Annotated in this window: 19 protein-coding genes; 4 read left to right on the forward strand and 15 right to left on the reverse strand. The window is 58.2% G+C overall.

Translation table 11 applies throughout. From position 1 onward, the window contains the following. Positions 1 to 49: 49 nt before the first annotated feature. From umuD to BKE09_RS06530, 4 genes are all read left to right on the forward strand, one after another. The gene (gene umuD / locus BKE09_RS06515; protein ID WP_075675224.1) at positions 50 to 493 is read left to right on the forward strand and encodes a translesion error-prone DNA polymerase V autoproteolytic subunit; all 444 of its coding nucleotides are present in this window, start codon (positions 50 to 52) and stop codon (positions 491 to 493) included. 38 nt (positions 494 to 531) lie between these two features. Further along, complete coding sequence (locus BKE09_RS06520) at positions 532 to 1,833, forward strand: Y-family DNA polymerase (RefSeq protein ID WP_075675225.1); 1,302 nt, start codon at positions 532 to 534, stop codon at positions 1,831 to 1,833. Between the two features lie 62 nt (positions 1,834 to 1,895). Next, positions 1,896 to 3,344, forward strand: coding sequence for a hypothetical protein (locus BKE09_RS06525; protein ID WP_075675226.1), 1,449 nt, complete (start codon positions 1,896 to 1,898; stop codon positions 3,342 to 3,344). 255 nt (positions 3,345 to 3,599) lie between these two features. Then, positions 3,600 to 4,349: a MobA/MobL family protein gene (locus BKE09_RS06530; protein ID WP_075675227.1), complete on the forward strand. Its 750-nt coding sequence runs from the start codon at positions 3,600 to 3,602 to the stop codon at positions 4,347 to 4,349. 102 nt (positions 4,350 to 4,451) lie between these two features. Here BKE09_RS06530 and BKE09_RS06535 read toward each other — a convergent pair whose 3' ends face one another. The 15 genes from BKE09_RS06535 to BKE09_RS06605 all read right to left on the reverse strand — a co-directional run bounded on the left by BKE09_RS06535 (position 4,452) and on the right by BKE09_RS06605 (position 24,001). Then, positions 4,452 to 5,906, reverse strand: a complete 1,455-nt coding sequence (locus BKE09_RS06535) for a YfjI family protein (RefSeq protein WP_075676606.1) — start codon at positions 5,904 to 5,906, stop codon at positions 4,452 to 4,454. Next, on the reverse strand, positions 5,906 to 6,250 hold the full coding sequence (locus tag BKE09_RS06540; protein ID WP_075675228.1) for a hypothetical protein: 345 nt from the start codon (positions 6,248 to 6,250) through the stop codon (positions 5,906 to 5,908). Before BKE09_RS06540 ends, BKE09_RS06535 begins: the two co-directional genes overlap by 1 nt. Then, positions 6,250 to 6,555, reverse strand: coding sequence for an AlpA family phage regulatory protein (locus BKE09_RS06545; protein ID WP_004146436.1), 306 nt, complete (start codon positions 6,553 to 6,555; stop codon positions 6,250 to 6,252). The genes BKE09_RS06540 and BKE09_RS06545 overlap by 1 nt, the downstream gene beginning before the upstream one ends. A gap of 319 nt (positions 6,556 to 6,874) precedes the next feature. Beyond that, complete coding sequence (locus tag BKE09_RS06550; RefSeq protein ID WP_075675229.1) at positions 6,875 to 7,762, reverse strand: hydrolase or metal-binding protein; 888 nt, start codon at positions 7,760 to 7,762, stop codon at positions 6,875 to 6,877. Further along, positions 7,756 to 8,745 (reverse strand): lambda-exonuclease family protein, encoded by a 990-nt coding sequence (locus BKE09_RS06555; RefSeq protein ID WP_075675230.1) that lies wholly within the window; start codon positions 8,743 to 8,745, stop codon positions 7,756 to 7,758. Before BKE09_RS06555 ends, BKE09_RS06550 begins: the two co-directional genes overlap by 7 nt. A gap of 122 nt (positions 8,746 to 8,867) precedes the next feature. Further along, positions 8,868 to 9,356 carry a JAB domain-containing protein gene (locus tag BKE09_RS06560; RefSeq protein WP_075676608.1) on the reverse strand — a complete coding sequence of 163 codons (489 nt, stop codon included), beginning with the start codon at positions 9,354 to 9,356 and terminating at the stop codon, positions 8,868 to 8,870. A gap of 20 nt (positions 9,357 to 9,376) precedes the next feature. Beyond that, positions 9,377 to 10,333, reverse strand: coding sequence for a DUF932 domain-containing protein (locus BKE09_RS06565; RefSeq protein ID WP_075675231.1), 957 nt, complete (start codon positions 10,331 to 10,333; stop codon positions 9,377 to 9,379). Between the two features lie 372 nt (positions 10,334 to 10,705). After that, positions 10,706 to 12,541, reverse strand: a complete 1,836-nt coding sequence (locus tag BKE09_RS06570; protein WP_075675232.1) for a DUF262 domain-containing protein — start codon at positions 12,539 to 12,541, stop codon at positions 10,706 to 10,708. Between the two features lie 15 nt (positions 12,542 to 12,556). After that, positions 12,557 to 13,279 (reverse strand): hypothetical protein, encoded by a 723-nt coding sequence (locus BKE09_RS06575; RefSeq protein WP_075675233.1) that lies wholly within the window; start codon positions 13,277 to 13,279, stop codon positions 12,557 to 12,559. After that, positions 13,276 to 15,291, reverse strand: a complete 2,016-nt coding sequence (gene pglZ, locus BKE09_RS06580; RefSeq protein WP_075675234.1) for a BREX-3 system phosphatase PglZ — start codon at positions 15,289 to 15,291, stop codon at positions 13,276 to 13,278. Before pglZ ends, BKE09_RS06575 begins: the two co-directional genes overlap by 4 nt. Next, entirely contained in the window at positions 15,288 to 18,173 is a 2,886-nt protein-coding gene (locus BKE09_RS06585; protein ID WP_075675235.1) for a helicase-related protein, read from the reverse strand. The genes pglZ and BKE09_RS06585 overlap by 4 nt, the downstream gene beginning before the upstream one ends. After that, a complete protein-coding gene (locus BKE09_RS23065) occupies positions 18,170 to 18,502 on the reverse strand; it encodes a DUF1016 N-terminal domain-containing protein (protein WP_083663064.1) in 333 nt (110 codons plus the stop codon). The genes BKE09_RS06585 and BKE09_RS23065 overlap by 4 nt, the downstream gene beginning before the upstream one ends. Beyond that, positions 18,502 to 21,318 carry a DNA methyltransferase gene (locus BKE09_RS06595; RefSeq protein ID WP_206120586.1) on the reverse strand — a complete coding sequence of 939 codons (2,817 nt, stop codon included), beginning with the start codon at positions 21,316 to 21,318 and terminating at the stop codon, positions 18,502 to 18,504. The genes BKE09_RS23065 and BKE09_RS06595 overlap by 1 nt, the downstream gene beginning before the upstream one ends. A gap of 68 nt (positions 21,319 to 21,386) precedes the next feature. Next, positions 21,387 to 22,136, reverse strand: a complete 750-nt coding sequence (locus BKE09_RS06600; protein WP_083663065.1) for a hypothetical protein — start codon at positions 22,134 to 22,136, stop codon at positions 21,387 to 21,389. Beyond that, positions 22,133 to 24,001: an RNA-binding domain-containing protein gene (locus tag BKE09_RS06605; RefSeq protein WP_075675237.1), complete on the reverse strand. Its 1,869-nt coding sequence runs from the start codon at positions 23,999 to 24,001 to the stop codon at positions 22,133 to 22,135. Before BKE09_RS06605 ends, BKE09_RS06600 begins: the two co-directional genes overlap by 4 nt. Positions 24,002 to 24,005: the final 4 nt, after the last annotated feature.

Genomic DNA, 24,005 nt, shown 5'->3' on the forward strand with positions numbered 1-24,005 from the left:
AACACAACTCCCATCGCGCCACAGCTCACGGCTTTGGCCATCGACGCCCATGAAAACCTTGCCTGTGACAGTCTGGCCTGTCCGGGACGCCTCATCGTCCCTACCTCTCCCCGTTCTGGGTAGCACTGCCGCCTGCGGCTTCCCCAGTCCTGCTGAAGACTTCTTCCGAGAAGAGGATCGCTTGGATCTCAATGCCAAGCTGGCACCCAACCCACCAGCAACGTTCCTGGTACAGGCCGACTGCGGCGGATCGATGGCCGATTTTGGGATCCACGACGGCGATCTCTTGGTCGTCGATCGCTCGATCAGTCCACGACCTGGGCACACAGTCGTGGCTCTGTGGGAAGGTGGCTTCGTCTGCAAGAAGCTCTACATGCGTAACAACTGCATGGTCTTGGCCAGCGGTAGCGGATATCCATCCATCGTCGTGCCAGAGGATGTCGAGCTGGAAATCTGGGGTGTGGTTCGCTGGTCCATCACCCAGCACCTCTGATCTCAGCTCCTGATACATGAGCCTCGTACCGTGCCCGCATGCGCTACGGACTTATCGACGGCAACACCTTCTACGTCTCATGCGAGCGGGTCTTCGACCCCAAGCTGCGAGGCAAACCCACTGTTGTGCTTGGCAATGGCGATGGATGCTGTATAGCCCTGTCGCCAGAGGCGAAGGCCTTGGGATTGAAGATGGGTATGCCCATCTTCCAGGTCCCCAAGGACATCAGAAAGCAGGTCTTCGTCAGGTCAGCCAACTTCGCGCTGTACGGGGATCTGTCAGCCAGGATTGTGACGATTCTTCAGGATCTCTTCCCCAGGGTGGAGATCTATTCGATCGATGAAAATTTCGTCGGCCTGGAAGGCCTCAAAGACCCTGTTGCGGCCTGCATTGAGGCACGCGAACGTATCCTGCAATGGGTGGGCATTCCCTGCTGCGCTGGCCTGGGTGCCACACGCACCCTGGCCAAGGCAGGCAACAAGCTCGCCAAGGACCAGTCCAAGCGTGCCGTCCATGCGGGCTCCTTGGCCGTCTTCCATGCCACCGCACAGAACGTCAACGCTCTGGCCGTCGAGGATGTGTGGGGAGTGGGCAGGCGCTACGCCGAACGCCTGGCAGGCGAAGGGGTAAGAACTGCTGCAGATTTGGCCGCACTCCCCACCGACCATGTTCGTGCGCACTATGGGGTAGTTCTGGGCCGCACCCAAATGGAGCTGCGGGGAATTCCCTGCAGCGATCTGGAACTGGAAGAACCCGAACGCCAGCAGCTGGTGGTCAGCCGTACTTTTGGTCGTGACGTGACCGACCCGATGGAGGCCTTGGCCACGTTCTGCAGCGTGGCCTGCGAGAAGTTACGCAAGCGAGGCCAAGCGGCAGGTGCACTGTGGGTCTGGCTGGTCGGCAACCCCTTCAAGGGCGATTCGTTCCATGCCAGCAGAGCCACACCTTTCCCCTTTCCTACGCAGGACACAGGGGAAGTCCTACGGACAGTGCGACGCCTGGCCAAGTCGATAATGGATCAGGCAGACCGTGGCCAAGGCATCCAGGCCTATAAACGTGGAGGTGTGGGTCTGACCAACTTGGTACAGGCTGAAGCCCGTCAGGCAGACCTCTTCGTTAGCCCTAACGAGAAAGCCGAACGCACCATGGCCGTGCTGGACCAGATCAATGCGAAGTTCGGCAGAGGCACTGTGGGAGTAGGCAACGTGGGCTGGCGGGTTGGTGGAGCCAGACTTGGAGAGCAGTCCAACGTGACTATCAACGCTCAATGGCGACCCATATTGCATTCGTTGTCGCCCAGCTATACAACGAAGTGGGGCGACCTTCTGCAGGTGCGCTGACAAGGATCGGCGAAATAGCGATCATCAAACACTAGACACAACCAAAAGGATGGTGGCTGAAAATGGAAAACAGCAACATCGAATCAGGGAAGTACAAGCCGCGCTTTGACTTCGAAAAAGATAAAAAAACAGATCCGTCTGAGACTGGAAGTATCAGCGAGCTTTTGGAAGAGCTCAACTACGAGATGGCGCATGCGTCAGATGGCAGCAAAACCAAACACTCTAATACCTCGGGGAAAACAATAACCCGCAAGGAGCTTAAAGGAGTCATTGACTTCATAAACTCCACATTGGGACAAGAGATTCCTACTGGGAACTGTACACTTCCACTCTCCACCCTAAAAACAATTAAGCTCCTTTACATCAAGAACGACTCCAGCGACACCCAGCTGCTTCAAAGAATATCGAAACCAGGAACCATTAAGGCCACCTTCGAGCACTGGATAGAGCGCAACACCCCCAGAAACGAAAAGACCATAAAAGCAGCGTCCTATCTCATATCCACACTTGAGCGTGAGATTGACGAAGAAAGACGCAGCCACATCCACACCAACAGACTCACACCATCGAAACTCCTTGAATACTACGCCAAACACATCAAGGAGCTTATAGAACCCATCTACATGGCTTTCGATGGCAATGATGAAGCCATAGCAAGCGCCTTTATGTTTGGCGCACATCAAATAGAAAGCTATCAACCCTCAAATGCCTTACCCGGCAAAGAAGGCGCCCCCGTACACGAAAGGCTATACATCTATTTGCTGACTCTCCCATTCCTGCACTTCGTTGGAGAGTATCAGCAGGTTGTCGAATCAGAAAACGACGAGTTGAGCAAATACAAGATAGAGCCACTCTTCGCTCACACCATCTCCTCACCGACGGAGTGCGATGCCCTATTGCGACCTATCACATCACTCGCAGCTATTCACTCCTTCCTGCAAACCAATGCAAATGAGCTGGCACGCTTGGTTCACCAAGCCACTGGTTATGATTTGAGATCCAGCGAGATCACAAACATAGCCGACGAAACGCAGAAGGTTCTGCATGCCTATGTCTTCCACGAATGGCACAGAACAGATCATGACGTCGTCAACATTTCGATGGCCGACTGCGTTGCAGCCCTTTCAGCCATTACGATACAAAAGAAGATCAAAACGAAGTACACGCCCTCCTGGAAAGGGCAGAGCTCAAGCGAGAAAGCTGTATCTCGCCTACTGAGTCACCTGGACACATCAAGAGACATCGAAGAGCTATATGAAGAGGACTACATCCCGCAAGGCGCGATGCTCACCCTCTATCATCGATATTGCATCGCCTACGCATTACTTTTCGGCCGCAACAACCGAATGGAAGCGTTTATGAGATTCCAGATCGCATATCTGAAGCACATGACCATAGCTCACTCTCATTTCGATCTTGAAGCAGGCAACGAATACGAGGTAAAGATCAACATGTTTTGCGAATACCTTATTCAACACATCGAAGATCAAGCCACTTCGCATTCAGTGTAATTTTTAACTTGCATCACCCTTATACATATGTAGAAACTCACTCACGTCCTTCGAAGCAGCAACACGAAGAACGAAAGGCATCGAAGTAAATAGAAATAAAATAGAACTGACGATAGATTACAGGCAGGGTGTGGTACGCGCACTTACCCTTTCTATCTAATCACAACAATCTTCGATCATGAGTATCTACCGGTAGCCGACAAGAATCACTCTTGTCGGCTTTTTTATTCTCCTTAGAGAAAGGGTGATACAGCAATGGCAAGCTTCCATTACAGCATCAAAAGTGGAAAGAAAGGCAGCGCACGCAGGCACGCCAACTATATCGATCGTAAAGGATCTCATAATGACAAGAAGGACCTTATCCAAACAGGACATGGGAACATGCCCGAATGGGCAGGAGATGATCCGAAACGGTTCTGGAGCGTTGCTGACAAGCATGAGCGTGCCAACGGAGCAGTGTACCGAGAACACGAAATCACTCTTCCAAGTGAGCTCAGTACTGAACAGCAGGTCGAACTTGCCGACCGGCTTGCAAAGAATCTCGCAGGGATCAAACCCTACCAGTACGCGCTCCATGCACCTGAAGGAAAACTCGGTGGGGATCCGAACCCGCACATCCATCTGATGTGCTCGGACAGACTGCCTGATGGCATCCCCCGTACACCTGAACAGACCTTCGCCCGCTACAACGCCAAGAATCCTTCCGCAGGCGGATGCCGCAAGGATAGTGGCGGAAAGAGCCCAATGGAGTTGAAGCAGCAGGTGACTGCACAGCGAAAACTTGTAGCGGACACCCAGAATCAGTTCCTTGAAGAAAACGGTTATTCAACCCGCGTAGACCACCGCAGCTTGCGTGATCAAGGCATTGCCAGGTCCCCTGAGCGCCACCTCGGCCAACGCTTCGTCAAGGAGATGGCGGACGCCGAGAAGTCGCAGTATGCTCAATGTCGTAAAGCCGTGAAGGCAGCTTCAGCAGTTAAAAATCTGGGAGAGGTAAGTACCTAACCCAGCGATTCTGCGACAAAGTCGCAGAATCGCAATGGCACCTACTAAACACAGCAGAAAAGCCCCGACCTATCGCCGGGGCCCTCTTGGCATCAAGGCCGCTTACAGCGTCCTCCGGTCAAAGTAGTGATTCATCAAGCGCAGATACGCCCTCTTGTCCCGGTACCCACTGCAGATCTGGATTGCCCCCTGGGCTTGAAGAAGCGAGATAGCTGCATTCAGCCTTGCTCGGTCACGTACAGGCCCACAGCGCAAAACTTGGTTCTTGGGTGCGCATGTATCGGAATAACGCCCCTGCCACCACCTTGTGGCGAGATAGCTCTCCAATGCTTGAGCATCAATCTGATCTTGAGCCAGCGCAAACGCGGGCGAGAACAGATGCTTGTACTCCTCAACATGCCATCGAACGATGTCGAAGGCACGATTGATCGTATCGAGGGTGATGTCACCACCCTCTCCACTGAAGTACTGCATCGACGCAGCGAGTCGAGCAACGATCTCCATGATCTTTGACGCGAAGTCATTGATATCACTCAAGTACTCCCCGTCGCGCAGCAAAGACTCAGTTTCTGATGCCAGTGCTACCCAGCGTGCCCTGGCATCGATGGAGAAGGACACCACTTCACGAGTAATGACTCCCGAAGCTGACAGCTCCTTGTACTTGTACAAAAGCTCAGAGATCCGATCATGGAATGCCGGCAGATGTTCCCATACCGGCTCCACGTCCTCGATTCGCCGGTAGCCCATCATGGAGCGAGGCCACGCAACCAGATAGCGTGCCCAGTGTCCACTCCCCTTTGCGACAGAGCCTCGCCTATTGAGGAACTGCTTGAGCGGTTCGTACTGGGTCATGATGCTCACAGAAACGCGCGGATTCATCGCAATCAGATGCTCGTTATCCGCACGGTCTAACGGCATCATTCCTGGCGAATCCCAGAGACGATTGAGCAGGCCCACATTCGCCATTGCCTCGCTCTTGAACAGCATATGACCTTCGTCAGTCGTGATGGCGATGGACTCACCATCACCCTGAACGGCCTCCATGATGGCCTTGGCCGTGATGTCCTGCCTCAGGAAGCAACGCAGGCGGGGCTGCAGAGGTTTCTTTTCTGAAAACCCCTTCAGCTGTGCCTCCAGTGCTTCGACGGACTTGCCAGCAGCAACTGCTTTACTGATCGCGCTCCTCAGCCCCTTCATCTTGGACGTCCAGAGTCCATAGTCGATCTCATAAGCCTCAGTCTGCTGCTTGAACGCAGCCATCGCCTTCGTGTCTGCATCGCGGAAAGGCGCCTGCAGCAGCTCGAACACCGTGGACTTGCGCTCACCAGACTCAGCCACAAGCATCAAGTTCTGGGTTACAGGCTTGATCTGTCCGGTCGGCAACTTGACATCAATCAGACCTTGGCACGCCATCGAAATGGCATTGATAAGACCCATACCAACCATGGCGTCGGGAACTTGAACGTTGCGAAGGAGCTCAAGGCCTGCCTCACGAGCAACATGGTGAAAGGTTTCCAGGGGATATTTGGGGGCATAACGCTGCCAATTGGTTGTCATCATGCATCCTCCTCTGTCGAGCCAACCGCGGTCTGTTCTTCAACCTCAACCAACAGATGGCCACAGCTCTGGCACCGAGCAGCATCGCCCTCCGCATGGCGACGAAAACGCTCCTCCTTGAGCAGCTTGCGGAACTGAATCAGGTTCAGATCATGCTTGTACGCAGCATTGAACTGCTCTACCAAGATCTTCTTGCGCATCTTCTTTGCGATGTGCTGTTCCAGGATCGGATAGGCCTGCCTGAAGTCCTGCTCCAGCTTGCCCTTCCCCTTGGTCGAATGTTCACTCAAAGCGTGCGTGAGCGCGTCAAGCGGCGAAGAGTGGACTGAAAAATTAGCCATCATCACTTCTCCTCCTTCGCACGACGGAACTTCACTGCACGGCCTTCTACCCATGCCATTGCCTCATGCGTCCAGTAGAACTTCGGGGACAGTTCGCTGTCATAGAGCGGAATGCCCTTCGGGAAGTCCGGATCGGTCTTCATCAGCTCGTATGCCTTGCTCCTGCTGACGCGGAGCAGCTTGATCAGCTCCTTCAGACGCAGCGTCGGACTATCCGGCCAACCTGCTTTCCCAGCACTGTTGTTCTCTTCGGCCAAAGTCATGCTTTTGTCTACGCCCTGGCGCAGACTGGACGTCATGTGCTTCATTTGTTGATTCCTTCGTTATGTTGAACGTTTCAGGAAGGAATCCGGCCGGTTTCCTATCGAAGGTGATTGGCCTCCGACGTGATCAGTGTCGATATGCTGCTGTTGGGGGTACAGGGAAAAAAAATCCAGGTTTTTTCCAGGGACGCGCACAACCGACCAGATCAATGAAAAATCAAACACTTACATGCCAGGGAGCTTTCGCTCCCTGGCATGTCTCGTCCTCTGCGCCCACAAACCGGCCCGTTCCATCCGATGTCCGCTCAGGACCTGAACTGCCTCTTGTCCGTACCTGATACAGATCCGTACCGGTACTGCTCCCCTACGACGCCAACCGGGACGCTTGTGCTTCCAGCCTATCCTTGAGACTTTCCTTCGCAGGAGCCTGTGCGACCTCGCCATGCCCTGACGGATAAAACTCCTCGACCACGGCCGGCACGTCTTCGTCCAGATCCTCGAAGGCTCCATTTGCGAAGCCCTGTCTCGCTGCCTCATCCAGTGCAGCTTGGTCGATCCCCGCTGCAGCTCTTGTTGCGTGTCGCTCAACCGCCTCTGCGACCGCCGACTCGAGCGTCAGCCCGCTCCGAACCACCAGATCGACGTAGTAGATCGCTGATCGGTAGCTCATCGTGGTGGACTTACCTCGTAGTTTCAGCTCTAGGGGCAGACAAGACAGCCGACGACCTGACACCGCACTGAGGTAGTGCAGTCGCGCTGCGAGTGTCCGGATGGTGTTGTAGGAGGTAGTGCGCAGAACAAAGCTGCCCATCGCATCCCCCTCCCCGTCCCCAATGACCACATTCAAGCGGGCATAGGCTTTGCAGCCACCACTGGCAAACTGGCACCCATCCGGACCAGGACAAGGCAACGTCTCCGTGCCTTCAGGGCCTTGTCGCCGGCAGGTGTCTCCGTTGCCTACACACAGCGGTCTTCCGTTCTCGCGATTGAACAGCGAGTAGTCAGCCCGGAGGTTCAGGGTTGGATCGTCGAAGAGCAGGCGCACCGGGATGGATCGCAGCTTGTTACCCTCCGATGCCTTCCGCAGCTCTTCATCCAGCGGGTGCAGCACCCAGCCCTCACGGTTCTGTACCTGGCTGGTGAGGGTGAACTGGTCGTCCTTTTCGGGCAGCCGCTTGCCATTGCGCTCTGCTACCCGGCCGATGGAAATACGCCCAATCACGGGCGGCGTTATGGCCAGTCCCTTCAGCATGATGTGACCTCTTTGATCGTGGTGTTGATCCGGAATCGGCGCGACCCCGGACGGACTACCGTGTAGGCCGCAGCGATCTCCGGGTGCTCGGCTGCGAGCCGCTTGGTATCCAGTGACGTGCCGTCCTTACTACGGCGGTAGATGACTTCTCCCAGTGAGCCGAACCGGGCAATGGAAGCGTCCCCCATGGCTTGCTGCAGTGTCTGCTTGAGCAGTTCTACCTGCTGTTCCTGCTCTGCAACTGCCTCAGTGAACGAGACCAGGTTGGTGAAGGTCTCGACCAATTCCGGGTCCTGACTGAAATCGACAACGGTGTCCTTGCCTGGGTACAAGCTCCGCAACGCCCTGGCCGCTGACTCCGAGCCATCGGCTGGAGGCTCGATGTCATTGATGACGTGCTCCCAGAACCGGGCCTCCAATACCACCAAGCGGCTGATGATCTCTTCGTCTCGCTCAATACGGTGGATCCTTAGCGCCTGGCCACACAGCAGCACTGCCACATCTGCTGCCTGCTTCCCCGTCACTGCCAACTGATGCTGTACCTGCAGCTGCACGTACTCGGGAACCCCGTCGTTCCACAGCCGAGAGCCGAACTCCCCTGCTGTCTTGCACTCAAGGATTTGGACCCCCGGGGAACCAATTACCTCTCGATCGAGGTTGGCCAGCATGTACGGAAAGGTCGGGTGCTGCAGAACGGCGTTGACCCGGCGTACCCGGTTCCCCGTGCGCTCCTGATAAGCCGTGGCCACCATGGGTTCGAGCAGGGTTCCCCAGTAGCGGGGATCGTCTTGCCCAGGCAGAACCTCTTCAATCGGCTTGCGCCCCGTCTTCGCCTGCCACAGCTCCAGCTGGCTCTTGTAGGGGTTCAACCCGACGGCAGTGGCAGCATCTGAGCTCCCGATGCCGCAATTGCGGACCTCCAGCCACTGCTGGCGATCCAGTGAACGCGTATCAACCAAACGCAACGCGGTGTGCTTACTCATTGGCAATCTCCAGAATAAAAAAGGCCGCCCAGATGGGCGGCCTTGGTCAGGTCATTAATTTCAAGCTATCAGTGAGAGCAAGACGAAATGGGCTAAAAACAGCCCTACTCGGAACGGGGCCGTCAGACCATGCCTTGCGAGGCCATAGATATAACCTCGTGACTGGTCACGACGAAATGGTCCAACAGCCGGACGTCCACCGTATCCAAGGCCAGCTTCAAGCGTGCGGTAACCGCCCGATCAGAAGCTGACGGCTTTGAGCTACCACTTGGATGGTTGTGAGCCAGCAGAATAGCTGAAGCGTTATGAGCAAGCGCCCGCTGTACCACTATCCGGGGATACACCTCGGCTGCATCGATCGTTCCGGAGAAAAGCCGCTCAACGGTGATGAGCTGGAACTGCGTGTTGAGAAAGGCGACCTCGAAATGCTCGCGATCCTCACCGCCCAGCCTCAACTGAAAGAACAGCGCACTCTCTGTCACACCACCCAGTACGTCTTTGGGTCGTGCAGCGCGTCTTTCCAGGATCTTCAACGCCCTAGCAATTGCCCTGTCCTCTCGTATCCGGATCCTGTTGTCTTCCTCGTTGGATCCGGCCTCAGATGCACTCATGTGATAGGTATGTGCGTCCATCAAGCCACCAACTTCATGACTTCATCCCACGCGCGCTGCTTGAGCTGAGCTCCGGCACCGAACCATGCCGCATCACGACGATGGTCATCACTGCGAGCTCGGCGGTGGTGGTCAACGTACTCTGTGACGCTGTTGAATACGCCCCAGGCCGTTGCACGACTGGAAGGCAACAACGCGCCACGACCGCCGCCCTCATACAGGGCACGGACACTGGCCAGCGCCTGCTCATTGACGACCTCAGCGGTGGTGCCCTGGCCTTGGTAGGTAAGCACCCGTCGCAACAGACCATCGACCGTATCGGGGTCAACTGGACGGTCACAGAGGGCTTTCATGCGAGCCACGAAGCTGTCCCAGGTCGAGACGGTGATCCCCAACTGGCGCTTCACAGCATCCGGGTCGAACTGACTACGATGCGGGACCTTGATGGCTCCGCTGCTGTCTCCCAGAGCGATCTGCAGTGTGTTGTTGCACACCACGCGAACCGAGGTGAACTGCGCCGTGGTGGCCAACGTGCCGTCACAGGCAGTAGCAAGCAAAAGATAGCCATCCACCCGGTCACGCCCCTTGAGCGACGTGCTCTGGCCCGTCCGAGCCATGGCCCAGAACTTCTTGCCACCCTTGAGCACCCCCGCCGTCTCCAGCTCAAAGCCACTGTGCTGCGTCAGGTCACGGTAGAACTCCAGGATCTCTCCCGGCTGGACCACCTTGAACCGCTTGGAGACGACTGCCAGCGGCTCCCTGGTATCGGAGCGATAGAGCACCTTCTGCTCCGGGAAGGAGTGGATGGCACCGATGGCATTGCTACCCGTGATGAAGCGAACCTCGGAGTCCTCGATCTGCCAATCCATGTCTGCCTGACGCTTCCAGACCTCAATGGGCTGGTGCTTTTCAAGCTTGTTGCCCAGACCATGCCACGGCTTAGCACCCGCATAAGCCATTGTTTCGACAAGATGCATAACAATCCCCTCATTAATTAAGGCACAAACGCACAAGGCCCGGACTATGCCGGGCCTTGTGCATATGCAGATGACGTTTCGAGTGAAGAACTATGCACTCTCAGATTCACCAGACAGGACGCATTTGGCGACCGCCGTGGCAATGGAGGCAATGACAACAAAAATACAGTAAAGACAATCGGATTTTTCACTCATCAACCTACCCTCGAAGCAGATGCGTCAGAGCGGAGCATCTACACGCGAAGCCAGAAGCCACTAGCTTCATCAGGGTGATATGTGTCTGAATTTTTTTTAATAAATGCTTATATAATCGCCACAACGAGTAGCCATCGTCATGCAACATTTCTATCGACCGTTGATAGCCAACTCCCATCAAACGTCAATTGGCGTCGTCTTCCAGACTTCCTGCGCCAGCGCGATCAGCAGCGCGTGGCGCTTCTCGATAGACGCGGCATTCCACGCAGAAAAAGATTTCAGCTTGGCGTTGATCCGGGAAATCGATGTGTTCTGGCCGACCTCGGTCAGCGCCACCAGACTGCGCGTCAGGTAGTTGCCGCTCTTGCCGTACTCTGCCTGCTTGGCATTGTAGAAATCATTTCCCGCGACGATGTTGATCGGTTTTTCCAGCAAGGTCAGATTGCCGAGGCGATTCTTGTAGTCATCGTAGACCGCATTCGGGTTCTCTGCTGACCACGTGGCGCGCAGTTCTGCCTTCGGGTTGTCGGGCAGGATGTGCTCGATTTCCAGCTTGGTGAAGGGCTCCAGACTGCCTGGAGTCTTCAGGCCGCTGAACGCCATCTCGACGTGCTGGGTCAGCCGCGCCAGCAGGTAGCGCGTGCGGTACTGCTGCATCGAATACAAAGTGAAGCGTTTGAGGGCATCGGCCAGTTCCTGTGACTTGCCCGCCATGTTCTTCTCAAAGCGGTCGGCAACGAAGGCGTTCAGCTGAACCTTCTGTTTCACCGGGTCAGTCGTCTCCGCAATCGCACGCAGCTCGTCGGCCCATTGGGAGAAGCTGCGTTCGAGATCTTTGGTCGGCGTCTTGGTGAAGATGTAGTAGAAGAGGAAGCTCTCGAGCTGCGCCACGAAGTGGTCGAACAACGGCTTCGGAAAGTTCGCCGCTGCCAGCAACAGGACGTAGTGCAAGCTGAACGCCCCACCGGCCAGTCGCTTGAGACTGTCCATCGCCAGGCTGGGCTTGCCGTCATTACCCAGCCCGTTGGCGAAGGCCAAGTAGTGCTCGACGTTGCGAATCACCTTGCGGACGAACTCGAAGGGTTTGCCTGCGTAATCGCAGAGCGCCGCGTTGTCTTTGGCGATGAACCAGTCGTAGATCTCGTCCTCGCGCACCACCGCATCACCGCGCTCGTTCTTGATGACGTAGTTGGCCATCAGGAAGTAGCGCAAGAAGCGCAGCGGCTTTTCCTTCTCCTTCTCCAGCGGATTGGTGATCTTCTTCCACTCGTCTTTGAGCTGAGTGAACTGGGTCTGCTTAACCTGCGTGAACAACAGGTTCTTGAGCAAGTCCATCGGGTTCAGACCGACGCCGCGCTCGTTGATGGTCTCGAAAATCTTCAGCGCGCTGCTGACGTCGGTCGAGATCTGGATGAACACCACGTTGTTGGCCAGATAGCCCCAATACTTCTTCAGCTTGGCCGTGTCGTCGTAGTTGTCCTTCAGATAGCGGTACAGCGTGCTGTAAGCATTGACCAAGTTCTCTAGAGACCCGAAGCTCGTGATGCCAGCAGACTGGATGCCGGCGCGCACGGTCTGTGGCTCGGCATCCAGCTCTACCAGTTTGGCCATCACTTCGCCTGCGCTCTCGTAACGAGGTTCCAGCTTCAGTGTGGTGCGCACCTCGCCGTCGCTGTCAACGTAGCTGGTCGAGATCAGCCCGGCAATCATCTGGCGCTGTGGCTCGCCCTGGAACAGATGCTTGAGCGCGCAAAGCAGCAGGAAAAACGTGGTCAAGCGCTGCTGGCCGTCAATGACCTCGTAATGGTTCTTCTGCTCGGTTGGCGACACCAGCACGGTGCCAATGAAGTATTCCCGCGTCGTGCCCGCATCGATCTGCTCGCCGATGTCCTCCAGCAACTGATGCACTTCCTTGTCCGTCCAGACATACTCACGCTGGTAGTCCGGGACGATGTAGAAGCACTCCCTGAATGCCTCCTCGATGCTGTACTTGTGGTTTTCGATGCGGGCCATATTCTTACTTCTTCCTCAAATCGCGGAGCGCAAAGCGACAAACTGATTACTCGGCCCTTCCGACCGAAGGATCAGGTTTGCACTGCTCGACACCACGTAGGCCAGGGGCCGCGTAAGGGTGAACGGGAACAGCACGGGCAATGACTGCAGGCTAGGCACGGAAACCGGCTTGCCGGCGTAGAGGACAGCAGCTTCGATCAGCCACGCTGTGAGTTCGTCGTCATCAATCGAGACCGCTTGACGTTTGATGACACGTTTGGCCGTTTCGTCCCGAGTTAAGGCTTGCCAGCTCGTCTGCGTCTGCACCACCCTGGTTACAGCCCTCTCGATCCCACTGCGATCGCCGTACTGTTCTGCCATACGCCGCTGAAGCTCTTTGATGGAGCAATCTCCTTGTAATGCAAGCAGCCGGCCTGCCGTTTCAGAGGTTTTTCCGAAGAATGGATAGCTGGCTATGGAAGCGCCCCAGACCAGCGGGAGCACAACGCATTGCCCCAGCCTCTTGTAGATGGCGATGCCTCTGCTTATGAAATCAACCAAGTGCTCAAAGGGCTTAGTGCTCAAGCGCTTGAGAACATCTAGTGTCTTTCGCTGTGACTCAATACCCGGCAGCATCGTCGCAACCTGATCCCTGACAACCTCAACGGAGCTTTGAGTCGCAGCGGCATCAAGGGCACTTCGACACCAGTCAAGGTCTACATACCGATCAAAGCCAATGAGTGGCACCTTTGTGGTCATGCCACATCTCCTGAATAACTAATTCTTACAAAGGGCACGATCAACTCTTCGACCGACACCCCGCCGTGGACTACCACCTGCTCGCCTTCGGGCACAAAGGCCGTTCGTCCCCCTGCGAATAGGGGCATGAAGTTCGTGGGCAGTCCAGCGATGTCCAACCTGACTGTGGTGGGATAGGCCACAGCGGAATCGACCAGCAATGGCTCACTCCGGTAGACCCGCACCCGCTCTCCACGCGTCTCGGCAATGACGCCCTGGTTGGGCCTGCCGACGCCGGTAGACTCCACGTTGCCGTGGTCCGCCGTGAGGTAGATATGGTAACCCTTGTCCAGCAACAGGGAGAACAGCCGGTCGACGAAGCCGGTATTCAGCCAATTTCCGATCCACATCGCCACGTCCTTCTTGGACCGCTCCTTGTGGAGCCGATCGTCCACCTCATCGATGACCAGTCCCACCACCTTCGGACGCCGCTCGATCAAATCCGCTTCCAGGGCGTCGAGCTGATGGATCTGGCGCAGTGCACGTCGATACATCACCTCATTCGAGTTGATGCCTTCGTTCTGCCAGAACGTCTTCCACAAGGATTCCTCCTTGTCCGTCCTGTCGATGGAGTCGTCGAATTCGCGCGGCTTCAGGCCTGAGAACAGCGCCTGGCGCGACACCGATGTCACGGTTGGCAGCCATGCAAACGCGGTTCCCTCGTCGAACGCGAAACGCTTGGTGGTGGCGATCAGGCGCTCACGGATCTGCACCCACTGATCGAAGGCCAGCCCGTCGAACACCAATAGAGCGACCTTGGTTTCCCCTGCAGACCGCCGATGGCGCAAGAAACGCGGCACGTGGTGCACCATCACCGGACCTTTGGTTACCGGCTGCAGGATCAGGTCGGCGTAATGCTTGGCTGCGACCCAGGCTTGCAGATGCTCGTCTGATTGCTCCTGTAGGGTCTTGATCCGCTCCCGAATCACCGGCAAGTGTTCACTGCCTTCCGTGCCTGGCAGACCATGCGTGCGGGCCAGGATCTCACCGTAGCGTTTGGCGAACTCGCTCCAGTCCTTGTGTGAAGAGGCCGCCGTTGGGGTCGTCTCGATCAGGCCATCGATGCCTTTGAGCACCAAAGCCTGCAACGCCGCCGGGTCCTGGACGATGCCGGCCTTGATCCAACTCGGCATCCCTGCCGGAACACTGTGCACCGCGAGCGGATGCAAGCTGCCGTCGAGGAACATGGAATCGACCAACACCTGCACATCGGAGTGGTCGAACGGAATCTCGATCTTGGCGAGGTAGTCTGGCGGCGTCGTTTCACCCGTGCGCGTGCCATCCAGCCCCAGGGTCTTCAGATAGCGGTACCACGCACCCTGCACCACGCGCAGCAGCGCGCTCTTGGATGCCAGCCATGTGGCGACGGGCAGGCCCGCGAACAAGCCTTTACCCTGGATGATGCCTGCCGCGTGCTCGGCGAACAGCGGTGGCAACGAGCGGTTGGCAAAGTGCATGCGCAGCAGCTCCCGCCAGAAGTCGACCGGGTTGCGAATAGATCGCGGCGTCAGTTGGTAGACGTGCTCGAGAATGAAGTCCTTGGACTCGTTCTCGCCGCGCGCTGACTGCAATTCGGTCTGGTGGGCATGAAACAGCCCTGCCAAATGCTCCGGCTCGACTTGCTGTACCGCGCTGTATGCCAGCCTGGGGAAGAGCTCCGCAAGGCTGAGCCGGACCACACGTCCGTGGTGCACGATGTCCCACGGCAATTCATTCGCATCGGCGCTACGCAGATGCAGAACCAGCGAGGGCGCGGGGCCCGGCTCACCGCGATCCCATGCGACGCGGTAGCGTTCCTCATATTCCGCGCGGAAGGCGAACGGTTCTTCGTACACCATCAGCTCGAAGCCGCGATCGCGCAGCTCGGTCAATAGCTTCTCGTCGAGCAACACATCGTCAGGGTCGCACGCCACCCACAGCCGGGTGAGGTCGGCCGTGAAGTGGCTCAGGATGCGTTCCGTCCAAAGGCTCACGCATCACCTCCGACGCGCACCATCATCACGGCATTCAAATCCGGCACGCTGGCCTCCATGTCATCGAGAGCGGCCATGCGTGCATCGTGTTCTTGTTGCAGCCGCTTGCGCCGATGCTCGCGCACGGCGGGCAAGCCAATTCGCCCAATCGCCTGGCTTCGTGCCTCGAAGGCATACACCGCACGCTCGCGCTCTTCCTTCAGCCGGGCGCGGTGTTCGGTCAGCAGTTCAGTGAAGATTCGTTCACCCTGGGTACTGGCGGCGGCATGCGATGCCTCGAACCATTTAACCGACTCCTCGGCACCGGTCACGGCAAGCACATGCACGGTTTCAGTCAAGAGTAGATCCCAGACGCGCTTAGCGGTCGGCACAAAGGGGCGGCCTTCCTCGTTGATGAACACGGGCAGGAAGCGCTTCCGGCTCAGGCCTTCGGCCGCCAGACTGATCTCCCACAGCGACCAGATGCCGCGTACCGAATCCGGCAGTCCGGTCACGCGGATCACCGGCAGTGGCTGGCCGGCGACAAAGCGCGGCAGCTCGCTGATCACAGCACGGGCGCGTGGATCTTCCATCGTGACCCATTCCAACTCCGGGTTCTCATCCGCAGTGCGGGCGTCAAAGCAGGCCTGTGCCGACTCGCTGCCGTCCGCCCACTTCACCCGCCATGCATTGCCCGCCTTGATGGCGGAGCCACCGCGCGCAGCCAACCCGCTGGTGATGGCGCGCTCCAGCCAGAACTGCGCCGGGTGGTCGCGCCACTTGCGGGCATCGTCGGCGTCCAGATCGTGTTCGGTGGTGAGCAGATCGCTGTTCTTCTTCGACTCCGCCAGGGTGGATCGCAGTTGCGAAACCACGGCGTCGCATTCCTGTTCGATGGCATCCGGGTTCTGCAGACCATGCACGAACAGCTCGTCGAAGATCGGGTCGGCCTCGACCGAGTCCATCACGTCGGCCGCCTTGTCGACGCCAAACTCCTGTGCGATGACTTCCAGCTTTTCTTCCAGCACCTGGCGCACGCGGTGCTCCACGGTGTCTTCGAGCACGAAGTTGATGGCGCGGACCACATGCTTCTGTCCAATGCGGTCTACCCGGCCAATGCGCTGCTCGATCCGCATCGGGTTCCACGGCATGTCGAAGTTGACGATGACGTGGCAGAACTGCAGGTTCAGACCTTCACCACCGGCATCGGTCGATATCAGCACGCGTACATCCTTGGAGAACGCCTGCTGCGCACGGGTACGGGTTTCCAGATCCATGCTGCCGTTGAGCGTCGCCACCGAAAAGCCACGGCTCTCCAAGAAATCGGCCAGCATCGCTTGGGTTGGCACGAACTCGGTGAAGATCAGCACCTTCAGCGCCGGGTCACCTTCCTCCTGCTGCAGCTTGTAAATCAGCTCCAGCAGCGCCTCGGCCTTGGCGTCTGTACCTGCGGCCTCGGTTTCCCGCGCCAGATCCAGCAACATCTCGACTTCAGACTTCTCCAGTTCCCAGCCGCTGGACTGCATGGCCAGATCCACCTGGGACTGACCATCGAGATCAGCCCACTCGTCGGCGCTCATGTTCTCGACAAAATCGCCGGGAGCGATTTTGGACAGCCGCCAGGCTGGCCCCGCAGGGGCTGGGTCCAGGGATGGACCCAGCAGCAGGTTGGCCTCCGGCTGCGGTGCTTCCAGCAGGGCCTGGCGCTTCTCCAGCGTGGTGCGGATGGCTGCCGTGCTGGAGGTCACCAGCCGCTGCATCAGGATCATCAAGAACCCGATGTGGCGCTGCTTGGCCGCCATGGCCTGGTTGTAGCCATGGCGCACATAGTCGGTCACCGCCTCGTACAGGCGCTGCTGCGAACCGTGGCGTGCCTGCCAGGCAACCGCCTGCAGCCGGGTGACGCGCGGCTTGAACAGCGGCTGGCCTTCGGCATTGATCGATGCGCGCTTCTCGGTGCGGATTACGAAAGGCCGCACTCGGTCACGGCTGACGCTGCTCTCGTCTGGGAAGGCTTCGCGGTCCAGCAACTGCATTAGCCGCATGAACTGGTCAGTCTTGCCCTGGTGCGGTGTTGCCGACAGCAGCAAGAGATAGGGCGACGCCTCCGCCAGCGCTGCGCCCAGCTTGTAGCGGGCCACCTGCTCGGTGCTGCCGCCCATGCGATGGGCTTCGTCGATGATGACCAGATCCCACGACGCTGAGATCAGGTCCTCGAAGCGCTCGCGGTTGTAGGTGTTGAGTTGCTCCAGGCTCCAGCCGCGACGGCCTTCCAGCGGCTTCACTGAATCCAGCGAGCAGATCACCTGGTCGTGCATGCGCCACAGGTTTTCTTCCTCGCCCGCGCCGCCGCTGCGCCACTGCCGGAAGGCCGCCAGCTCGGATGGCTCGATGAACTGGAACCTCTCACCGAAGTGCAGACGCATTTCCGCCTGCCACTGGCGCACCAGCCCCTTGGGCGCCACCACCAGGATGCGCTTCACCCGGCCACGCAACTTCAACTCGCGCAGCACCAAGCCAGCCTCAATCGTCTTGCCGAGTCCAACCTCGTCAGCCAGCAGGTAGCGGATGCGGTCGCGGCTGATGGCTCGGTTCAGCGCATAGAGCTGGTGCGGCAGCGGCACCACGCTGGACTGGATGGGTGCCAACAGCAGGTTGTCCTCCAGTGCATCCAGCAGCTTGGCTGCTGCCGTGGTGTGCAGAATCTGCTCCACACTCGGACGCACGCTTTCCAGCGCGGCCAGGTCAAGCGCCCGAGCGCGCACCACCGCGTCCTTGGCGGGCAGCCACACGCGGTAGGCCAGCTCGCCCCACACGTCCTGCCGCTCGATCACCCGGCACGGCGATGCCTGCCGGGTGAACCAGCACCAGTCGCCGATGGCGAACTTGATTCCGCTGCTCATTGCCCGCCCAGCTCGCGTTCGATCTGCTCGATGCCGGGCAGATTGTGGCCCCAGGGCAATTGTCGAACAGCCTGTTGGACAATTACGGCATCCGGCCAAGCCTCGGCAAACGCTCGCACATACATCAGGTTGGCGCGCAAAAACCCCGTCATGTCCGGAAACTCCACCCGCCGCACTTCGGGGGTGACTTCAGGGGTAGCTTCGGGGGTGACTTGGTCCCGACCTGGTCCCAACTTGGCCCCGACTTGCTCCTTGGCCTGCACATCCGCCTGCTCCGGCGCCAAATTCGCCCGCAGGGTTTGGCGCAAGCGCTGCATGGCCGGGCTCATCAAATTCCGTCCTCGGTACGAGTCAGCGCCATGTCGTACAGGGTGAGCAGCTTTTCGTCCTCTTGCAGCGTGGCTTCCGGCAGCTTGTTGGCGATGGCGAGGATCGTGGCGTAATCCTTGCCCGCCCATGCGGCGCGGAAACCGGCGCGCAGCACTTCCAGGCGCGACTCCTTGATCTTGCGACCGGTAAAGGTTTTGTACTGCTCGAACTCCTTGAGCAGTGCCTTTTCGCGCTTCTTCTCCAAGTCCTGCGCCTTGTTCGGGTCAGGCACATACCAGCGGTCCTGCGCCTTGGCGATCAGGCGCGGATCGTTCTTCTCCAGCCCGCGCAGATCGTGGTAGTTGGTGGAGAGGTAGCGGTGGATCTGGCTGGGCACTTCGCCGGTGCCTTCAAAGCGCAGGAAGTTGGCTTCCAGCAGCGCGGACAGTTCCGGGCGGGTTTCGTGCTTCTTCCAGCCCGCGCCCAGTTGCTTGATGAACTCGGGGTGGATGTCCTGATAGGTGGATGGCCGCGCTTTCAGGTAATCCGCCGCCCAGTCGATGGCACTGCGCTCGTCAGAGACGAACAGCTCCATCTGCGGTGCTTGTGCGGTTTGCGCGCGCTTCTTGTCGTATTCGGTCACTTGTTCGGCCAGGAAGACCATGCCATCGCGTTCGGGGAAGCGGGCGCGCAGGCTGGAGAGAAACTCGTCGGTGGACAGCGGCACCGGCGCGTCATGTCGCACGAACCACGCCACCAGCCGGTCGTAGATACGACGCGGGTCGCGCTCGACGATGAACTCCAGCTCAGCATCCTTCACCTTGGTGACGGAGAGATTGCGCAGATGGGTTTGAACGAAATCCCAAGCCGATTCCACCGTCGCGCCGCTTTTCTTGAAGCGGTCTTCCAGCCCACCATTGGGCTTGTAGGCCGAAATCACCAAATCCTGCTTCACAGCGGTGGTGGAGGTGACTTGCCGGTAGCTGCCCTGCACCTTGTCCAGCGCGGTTACCTCGGCCACCACGAAGCCCGCCTGCTGCAAAGCAACCTGAATGGCGTTCCACACCGCCGCCTTGCTGTTGGAAAACACCACCGTCATCCAGCGACCGGGCTTCAGCACGCGGTTGTATTCTGCGAAGCAGCGTTGCATCAAGTGCTGGTAGTCGGGCAGCGCCTTGTGCTTGAACTTGTCGATGATGGCCTCGGGCTTGGCATCGGTGGTGACGCCGTGCCAAGCCTCGACCAGAAAGTTCAGGTCGGCGTAGTAGATGTTTTCGCCGAAGGGCGGGTCGGTGAAGATGTAGTCGATGGAGCAGTCCGCCAGAGGCAAACACGCCGCCGTGCCGGTTGTTACTCCGACAGAAGGGACTGGCTTGAACGCCTGAAATGTTTTTGCCAGGCGATCTAACTTGCCATCCAAGATGTACCAAGGGCTGCATTCAGCGTGCTGTGAAGCGACGTAGTAGACGCCAGTCAGATACTGATTGACTTGCGAGAAGCCAGTGGGTCGGTACCGGTTCAACAGAGTGGCCGTCCAAATCGCTTGCTCCACGAAGAACTCTAGAAACAAGCGAATGCGCGCATCGGGATGCGTTTTCGCCTTCGCCCACAACAAACCCATCGCCTGTGCGGCGCGTGGCAGATAGAAGTGATGCACATGGGTGAAACCCTTGGGCGCAATCCGCGAGCCGTGATACATGTCCTCGATGGGGAAGCGGCTTGTCGGCATGGATGCGGGCAGCGGCAAGGTTTCGATTTTTGCCAGCGTTGCCAAGTCCGCTGCATCCGGTGCTTTCTCGTAGCGTGCCTTGCCGACCGTGTAGGCAATGATGGATGGCTGGAATTTCACGCGCTGCCACGATTGCCCGGTGGCCGGGTCAGTACGCGTTTCCAGCACGCGCTCCAGCCTGTCTTTGTTCAGTTCCGCGCCGCAATGCGGGCACGGGAACACGTCGCGCACGCGCTTGCTTTCGTCTTCCAGCGCCTCATCGAGAAAGTTCACCGTGCCCGCACATTCCGGGCAACTGAACACCTCGCTCCACACCGTGTATTCAATGCGGCCCTTGGTCTTGCCATCGCTGTGCAGGGTTTCATACATCCATCCGATGTCCTGCTCCACGGCGTTGAGCAGTTGCTTGCCCGCCTTGGCGAAGGCATCCGCATTGAAGGGAATGTTGTAGTTCGCGCCGATGAAAGTGGCGGCGGGCGACAGGTCGTTGAGCACCGCGCGGCGCGCGCCCCACTTGGGCGCGGCACGGCCTTCCTTCTTCCACGCCTGTTCCAGCTCAAACCGGTAACTGGCCGGCGCCGTGCCGCACCACTGCGCGGCCACGCCGGTCATGCCGGAGCCGGAAAAACCGTCCAGCACCAAGTCGCCCGGCTGGGTGTAGTGCAGGATGGACGGCACTATGGCCAGGTGCGGCACCTTGGTGTGGTAACTGTGCGCCTTGTAGATGGCGTCGGTCTTGCCCACGCTCACATCAATCGCCAGCGGCTCGCGGCTGTATTTCACTGCCGGGTCGTAGGGGCTGCCGTAGTGCGCCACGAACTCCGTCAGCCACGGATTCGGGCACGCGGTGTAGTACGGCGGATCGGACATGGCGAGGATGGCTTCGTCCGTGCCCTGCGGGAAGCCTTCCTGCTTACGGAATGCCGGGTCTTTCAACTTCTCGGCCAGCAGCCCAAGAAAATGCGCTCGGCGCGCGTCGTCGCTGGCGAAGGTCTGGCCGAGGCATTCGACGGGGCCGGTGGCTTCGGCGCGCTGGTGGTGTAGTAGGTCATTCATATTCGTATCGTTCCCCGCCACATTCAGCAGCGCAAAGTTAAGAGTTCGCATTGAGCAGCGTGCCAATTTTCTTGCACTTGCGGCTCAGGTTTACAGGTGGCGTCTTTGTCATACTCGCCTCACATGAAATTGAGCAGGAGCCGACCAATGGAGTTGGTCAGGTCACGAGCAAAGACGGCAAGCCACCGTTGGGAGTCGTCACCAAAATGTGACTCACTGAAGCCATTTCTTGAATTTGCAATTGCGCTGGTCAACGTCGGCATGGCGTTGACAATCTCGACAGGAAACGGGCCTTGAGCCTGAAGTTTCTTGATGATGTCGTCTTTCACCGCTTTGCATAAGGGCATCAAGTCTGTCAGTGCGGCTTGATCAGGGGCGTGCTTGCGAACATAGGCTTTATAGAGCCCTTCGAGGCATGTGTAGCTCAGCGTCGTTGCCCGGTTGTAGTGGTGAGCATCAATAGCATGATCAATATCCTTGAGGCTATGGTTCAGCTTCTCCGAGTTCCAGAGATCGACAGGTACAACCGTTGTTGGTACCGCATAACCACCGCCAAAAACGATGCTCCTGATGGCATCAACTTCGTTCTTGGCATGGGGCGCAAGCGCATCAATAAACAATCTGAACAACTGGAACCGCTGCTGCTCAGGAAGATCGCGAATCACATCCCAGTAATAGTCCTTGCGGGATGTGCTCTTTCCCTGTTGCTGCCTCATTGGAATTAGCTGGTTATAGCTGGGCGAGCCAGGATCAACCTGTTGCACCATGCGCAGAAAATCTCCCCCACTGCTGTAAGTCGGAGAGTCTTTCCTGTCCAGCAAGGAAAAAAGCTGGTTGTATGCCGCTATCCAGTTGATCGAAGTATTCATGGCGCGGCCTCTTGTTGTTCGTGCAGCAGCTTGAGCTGGATGCCCGCTTCGGTCAGCACATACCGCTGAACCGGCGAAGTGGGCTTGTCCGGCACGGTCATGCGCAGGATGCCACCGGCCAGCAACGCATCCAGATGCTGGCTCTTGAAGTGGGCACGCTGTTTCAGGCCGACGTGACTCAAAAGTTCGGTGATGGAGCGCGGCGCGTCGGTGAAGGCCACGACCTGCCACTGGATGGCGGACAACTGCACAAGCGACTGCACAAGCGTTGTCTGCCCCGAGGCGGCTTGTGCAGTCGCTTGAACGATGGCTTGTACAGTCGTGCCGGTTGCCGCCACTTCCGCGCCAGGGTGTTGATTTTCTTCACTAATTTCAGTCTGATCGGGCGTTTCTGGCAGGAAACGGGTACGCAGGTGCTCGGCCAGACTGAACAAGTTGCCGGTTTCGCCTTGCGCCACTAGCAGGGCTTGTACAGTGAGCCGCTGCACAAGCTGGCGGGCGTCCGAGCCGGACAGGCCGGTGAGCGCCTTCACGTCGATCAGGTCGATCTGACCCTTGCGAGTGAGGTAGGCGAAAACGTCGGCTTCCTGCGCGGACAGGTGTACGCCCAGGTTTGCCTGCGCCAGAAGCTGGGCTTCGGTGATGAGCTTTTCCTTGCGCAGCCGCAGACGGAAGCTCTTTTCGGCCTTGTGGTTCTCGATCTCAGGCGGTAAGTAGCCCAGCCTGCGCCAGCCGTCGAAGATGGCACGGACACCGGTGCCGCCCTGATCAGATAGGCCTATACGGCGGAAGGCATTGACGATGCTGGGGTTACGTACGTCCTTGTCGCCCGGATCAAGCAGCTGCTCGCGCGTGGCGAAGGCGTCACCGGGATTAAAGAATTCGGTCTGATCGCGGAAAAAGCGGATGACAGGCACGCGGGTGGTATCGCCGAAGTCCTGATGAATCAGCAGATTGATGGCGGATTCACGGAAGGAGATGTAGTCAGGCGGATCGTCGTCGCGGCGCAGGGTGCTGGCATCCACGGCAAAGGGGCGCTCGCTGTGGCGGAAATAAAACTCGACGATGGCCTGCCATGCCTTGATGAGGTTGTCCTCCACGGTAAGGCGGTCAGCCCAGCGCACTGCCGAGTCGTACTCTGCGCTGGCATTGCGATAGAACTGGACGTCCACCGCCATGCGCGGCAACACCTGACGTACGTATTCTCCGCTACCCAGCACCAGGATGGCAGCACGCGTGGGACGGAGTACACCGCCTTGCTCGACGAGGAAGCCCCAGTTGCGCAGGAAGACGGTGTCATCGACAGCGGTATCCTTGCCGGGGTTACTGACGGCGAAACGCGCGCGATACCAGCGCACGGTGGCTTCGTCGAAGCAGCGGCTGATATCGACATCCAGCGGTTCGGCATCGAAGCGAGTGCCGGACGCATCGCGGATGAAGCGCAGCAGTTCGTCGCCGGTGCAAGTGTCGTCGCGCCCGCCCCGGCGGACATGGGCCTTCTTCGGATTGCCGTCGAGATAGACAGGTTTCTCCTGACGAGATGCCTCAGGGATGTAAAACGCTAGGACGATACCTTCGGGCAGTTGGTGCACCGTGCCGTTGATAGGTAATCGAATGCTGACTTTGTTGGTATCACGCACTTGCCCCAGGAAATCATTTTGCATCTTGTCAGCATCGGTGACTCCGGTGACGGTAAACGTGCCGTTGGCCTGTTTGACGCCAAATACCAAGTGCCCGCCCGCCGTGTTGGCAAAGGCACTGACGGTGGACAACGCATCCTTGGGCACGGCCCACGCTGCCTCCTTGAACTCGATGTCGCTCCATTCAATCGACTGGAGGCGGGTGATCAATTCGTCTCTAGTCATGGCA

It is taken from the genome of Stenotrophomonas sp. TD3, from assembly GCF_001939825.1.
Lineage (GTDB): Bacteria > Pseudomonadota > Gammaproteobacteria > Xanthomonadales > Xanthomonadaceae > Stenotrophomonas.